Annotated in this window: 3 protein-coding genes; 1 reads left to right on the forward strand and 2 read right to left on the reverse strand. The window is 70.5% G+C overall.

What is annotated here, in order from left to right; all coding sequences use genetic code 11:
- Positions 1-212 precede the first annotated feature (212 nt).
- Positions 213-608, forward strand: a complete 396-nt coding sequence (locus tag VF697_RS33790; RefSeq protein ID WP_331101499.1) for a hypothetical protein — start codon at positions 213-215, stop codon at positions 606-608.
- Positions 609-651: 43 nt separating this feature from the next.
- Here VF697_RS33790 and VF697_RS33795 read toward each other — a convergent pair whose 3' ends face one another.
- Together VF697_RS33795 and VF697_RS33800 are read right to left on the reverse strand one after the other, a co-directional pair.
- On the reverse strand, positions 652-1,872 hold the full coding sequence (locus VF697_RS33795) for an FAD-dependent monooxygenase (protein WP_331101501.1): 1,221 nt from the start codon (positions 1,870-1,872) through the stop codon (positions 652-654).
- A gap of 111 nt (positions 1,873-1,983) precedes the next feature.
- A complete protein-coding gene (locus VF697_RS33800; RefSeq protein WP_331101502.1) occupies positions 1,984-4,086 on the reverse strand; it encodes a protein kinase domain-containing protein in 2,103 nt (700 codons plus the stop codon).
- Between the last annotated feature and the right edge of the window lie 118 nt (positions 4,087-4,204).

A 4,204-nucleotide genomic window follows, 5' to 3' on the forward strand; every position in this document is an offset into this window, starting at 1 on the left:
CTGCATGAGAGGAGTGGGGCGTGGGAGGCCGCATTCTCTGGCAGCCGAGGCGGCAAGCGAGTCCTGGCCCGAGGTCCGTCAGTCCTCCCGCGCGCGCCTTTCCTCCGTCCCGCCCGCCGTGCGAGTGTTCCCGCCGCACAAGCGAGATCGTCTCCATGGCTCAGTCTCCATCGCAGCGCGGCACGGGTACTCCAGAGGGCCTCCCTTCCACCTTGAAGCAGGTCTCCCGGAACGACCACTTCACCATCCTCCTCGACGAGCGGAGGGGCCTCATCCACACCATTCGCAGTGACAAGCCGTTCTCCTCGCTCGAGGAGCTCGAGGTCGCTTTCGGGGAGCTCGGTGCCACCCTGGATGGGCTGGGCCGAGCGCGGTATGCGCTCCTCTGCGATATCCGGGCCGCCCCGGGCCGGAACGATCCCCAGTTCGAAGCTGCCCTCCAGCGCGTGCGCCCGCGCTGGATCAGCGGATTCCGAAGGGTCGGTGTGCTCGTCAAGAGTGTCGTCGGCCAACTGCAGATCCAGCGCTATGCCAGGCAGGATGGCATCAAACGGTTGATCACGAACGACGAGGACGAGCTCCTGAAGTACCTCACCCAGGAGGACTGACACGAGCGCGCGGGGGCGCGTGGCGCCCCTGGCCGCCTGACTCCTACGGAAGCTGGGATACCGGGACGCCGTAGCGCATCTCGACCGGGGGGCTGCCCTGGGTGGCGCCCTGGGTGTCCTTCTTCGCGAGCTTCAGCACGAGGCCGAGCAGGGTAAACATGGCGTGCTCGACGAACATCGGGGCCATGACCATCCGGTGCACCCGCTTCTGCATCCCCTGGATGAGGTCGGCCTCGGGGAGGCGCTCGTCCTGGATCTTCTGGAAGACGCGCTCGTCCACCGGCTGCCCCGCGCGGATGGCGTCGAGCAGGTGGTTGGCGGCCACGTAGCTGTCGCGGAGCGCCACGTTCAGCCCCTGGCCCCCCGAGGGGGACATCGTGTGCGCGGCGTCTCCCAGGAACAGCATGCCGGGCACGTGCCAGCGCGCGAGCCGATCGACGATGACCCGGAGGAACTGGGTCTCGGTGCGCTCGTCGAGCTTCGCCTCCAGGTGGGGCCGCAGCTTCTCGGGGAGCAGGGGGAGCAGCCGGCTCCGCAGCTCGGGGAGGTTCTTCCGCAGGCTGCCGAGGTCCCCGGGCGCGCTGTAGGCCACCTGCAGCCGGGAGCGGGTCGTCGGGGAGAAGACGAGCACCACGCCCTTGCCGAACATGTGGACATCGAGGGTGTCGGGCATCGCCTCGGGCACGTCCGACAGGTCGAAGCGCAGCCACACCACGTCCGCCGGAACCTGGTGGGAATCGACCTCGAGGCCCAGGTCCCTGCGCAGCCCGCTGTTGCGGCCCGTGCAGTCCACGAAGAGGTCTCCCTCGACGCGGCTCTCGGCGCCTTCCTTTCGCGTCTTCAGGGCCACCACCCGGCCGTTCTCGCGAATCGCCTGGAGGGCCGTGGTGCCGAAGTCCAGCCGGTAATGGGGATGGCGGCCGCACAGCTCGTGGAGGAGCTGGAGCAGCCCCGCCTGGGAGATCAACGAGCCCCGCTCCTTGCCGCCCGGGACCATGACCCGCCGCGTCTTCCCGACGAACAGCCGCCGCTCGATGTTCGGCAGCGCGAGCTTCCGCTCCACGAGCAGCGGGAGGATGCCGAGCTTCTCCAGGGGGCCGAGCGCCGCGGGTTGGATCAGCTCGCCACGGAACTCGCGCTCGAAGTCGGGATGCCGCTCGAGCACGCGGACCGGGACACCATTCGTCACCAACTGATAGGCGAGCAGCATTCCGGCCGGGCCCGCACCGGCGATGACCACCTGGGGATTCGTATTCTGGGACATGGACGGGCGGACATAGGCTCGGACGATCAGACGCGTCAATCCGCATCCAAACGAGGGGACCGACTGCCCGAGATCTCGAGCTGGCGCTGGCCCCCTGAGGAGGCGTGCCTCTCACTCCTGCTCGAACTCCGCGGCGAAGACCAGGCGCTGGTCTCCCAACAGCGCGAAGGTCTTCTCCCAGACGGCATCGTTCAGGGTGACGCGCAGGTGGTGCTCGCCCTCGAACATCGTCAGCTCGGAGAGCGGAGCCGTTCCCTTCTCGTGCCCATCGAGCGAGATGCGGGCCCCCGGGGGCGCGTGGACCAGGACCGAGCCCATGCCCAGGCGGATGCGGAACGTGGACGTGCCGTCGTGGGTGATGTCGATCATCCGGGCCGTCCGCACCAGGCCCCGGGCTGGATCGGTCAGCGTCAGCGTATAGTGGCCGGGCGCGAGCGGAATCGTCAGGGGCGTACGGCCGAGTGCCCGGCCCTCGAGGGAGACGTCCACGTCGGGGCTCACGAAGATCTCGACCAGCGACGGCGGCACGGTGGGCGCCGTCGGAGCGGGGACCTTCGGGGGGCTCACGCCGGCGTCTTTCGAGGCCTGGGGCTCCGCCGTGAGGAGCTCGGAGGGGGCAATGTGGGGCGCTTCCGCCACCGCCGCCTGCTCGGGCTCCGTGAGCTTGGGCTTCTCCCGGGTGCTCCAGATGGCACCGACCGCGCTCAGGAGCAGCAGCGCCCCGATGGCGGTGGCGAGGAGGGCCGTGGGTCGCGCCGTCGGTTGCGGAGGACGCGCGGACGCGGCGAGGGTCTCGACCTTGACCGTCAGCGCACTCGCGGGATCTGCCTTGGCCTTCGTCTTTCCACGAGACCGGCCGCCAGCCTCGGCCACCGGGATGACCGGGGCGCGCTCGGTGATGGTCTCGGACGGGATGACAGGCGAGGGCGGGGTGACGGGCGCCGCCTGGATGACAGGGGCCGACTCGGTGACGGGCGCCGCCTGAATGACGGGGGCAGGCTCGGTGATGGGCGCCGCCTGGATGACAGGTGAGGGCTGGGTGATGGCCTGGAGGATGCGCGCGGGCTGGGTGATGGGCTCGGCCCGGAGGGTCGGCGCCGGCTGGGTGATCGGAGCCGGCTGGACGATGCGCGAGGGGTTGGTGACAGGCTCGGCCCGGAGGGTCGGCGCCGGCTGGGTGATGGGGGCCGGCTGGGCGACGCGCGAGGGGTTGGTGACGGGCTCGGTCCGGACGACGGGCGCGGGGGTGGAAATGGACGGAAGCACGACGGATGGACCCGGCGGGCGAGCCAGGTCCTCGAGGCCCTTCGCCAGCAGCTTCCTTCGAGCGACCCGGGCCTCGGTGTCGGGGGAGATCAGCTTGCCGAGGAGCTCCGCGAAGGCCGCGGGGCCAGGCAGCTCGCCGATGGCGGCCACCAGGGCGTCGCGGAAGGCGAGGGCGCTCGGGTAGCGCTGATCCGCCCGCTTCTCCGTGGCGCGTCGCACCACGTCGTTGAGGGCGGGAGGGATCTCCGCCGAGAGGGGAGGCAGCGGGCGGTTGAGGATGGCCTTGTCGGGCTCCAGCGAGTCCTGGAAGGGCTTGCGCCCCGAGAGGCACTCATAGAGCAGCAGGCCGAGGAGGAACACGTCCGTCAGGGCGGAGGAGGCCGCCCGGCCGCCCATGAGCTGCTCGGGGGCGCTGTACAGACGCTGGTTGCGCTTGCGGAGGATGTTGCGCTCGCGAGGGGCCACGCTCAGCGCGCCATAGCCCGACACCTTGCACACGCCGCTGAAGGCGACCATGACGGTCTCCGGGCGCAGGTCGCCGTGCACGAGCGGAATCCCATCATCACTGCCCGCCACGTGGGCGTAGTGGACGCCCGTGGCCACATCCGCGACGACGAGCGCGGCGAAGGGGGGCGGCAGGCGCTGGCCCGCCTCCAGCACCTGGCGCAGGGGCTCTCCGTCGGCGTACTCCGTCACCCGGGCCAGGCGGCCCTCCAGCGTCATCAGCCCGTGGACGCGGAGGATGTTGGGGTGCTCGAAGATGGAGGCGCGAGCCGTCTCCTTCTGGAGCCGGGCCGTCAGCGTCGGATCCTGCGTCACCTCCAGCGGAGCCCACACCAGCACGACGGGACGCGGTGGTGCACCGTCCTCGAGAGCCAGCGCGAGGAACGGACGGGACCCTTCGCCCGGGACCAGGGGACCGAGTGGCTGATAACGAAGCTGACTCATCTGAGCCCTGTTTTACGGCCCTTGCCCCTCTCGCCGCCAGCCCCCGCTGGCCCGGGAGCCGGATCAGCGTGGGGTTGACTTGCTCGGGATGCTCGGAACCGAGGGGGTCGCTGGGGGT

The organism is Archangium sp. (assembly GCF_036388035.1).
Taxonomy (GTDB): domain Bacteria; phylum Myxococcota; class Myxococcia; order Myxococcales; family Myxococcaceae; genus Archangium.

What these genes read in the sequence shown, in the direction of transcription:
- VF697_RS33795 (WP_331101501.1), bottom strand. Translation starts at nt 1,872, where the DNA reads ATGTCCCAGAATACGAATCCCCAGGTGGTCATCGCCGGTGCGGGCCCG.
- VF697_RS33800 (WP_331101502.1), bottom strand. Translation starts at nt 4,086, where the DNA reads ATGAGTCAGCTTCGTTATCAGCCACTCGGTCCCCTGGTCCCGGGCGAA.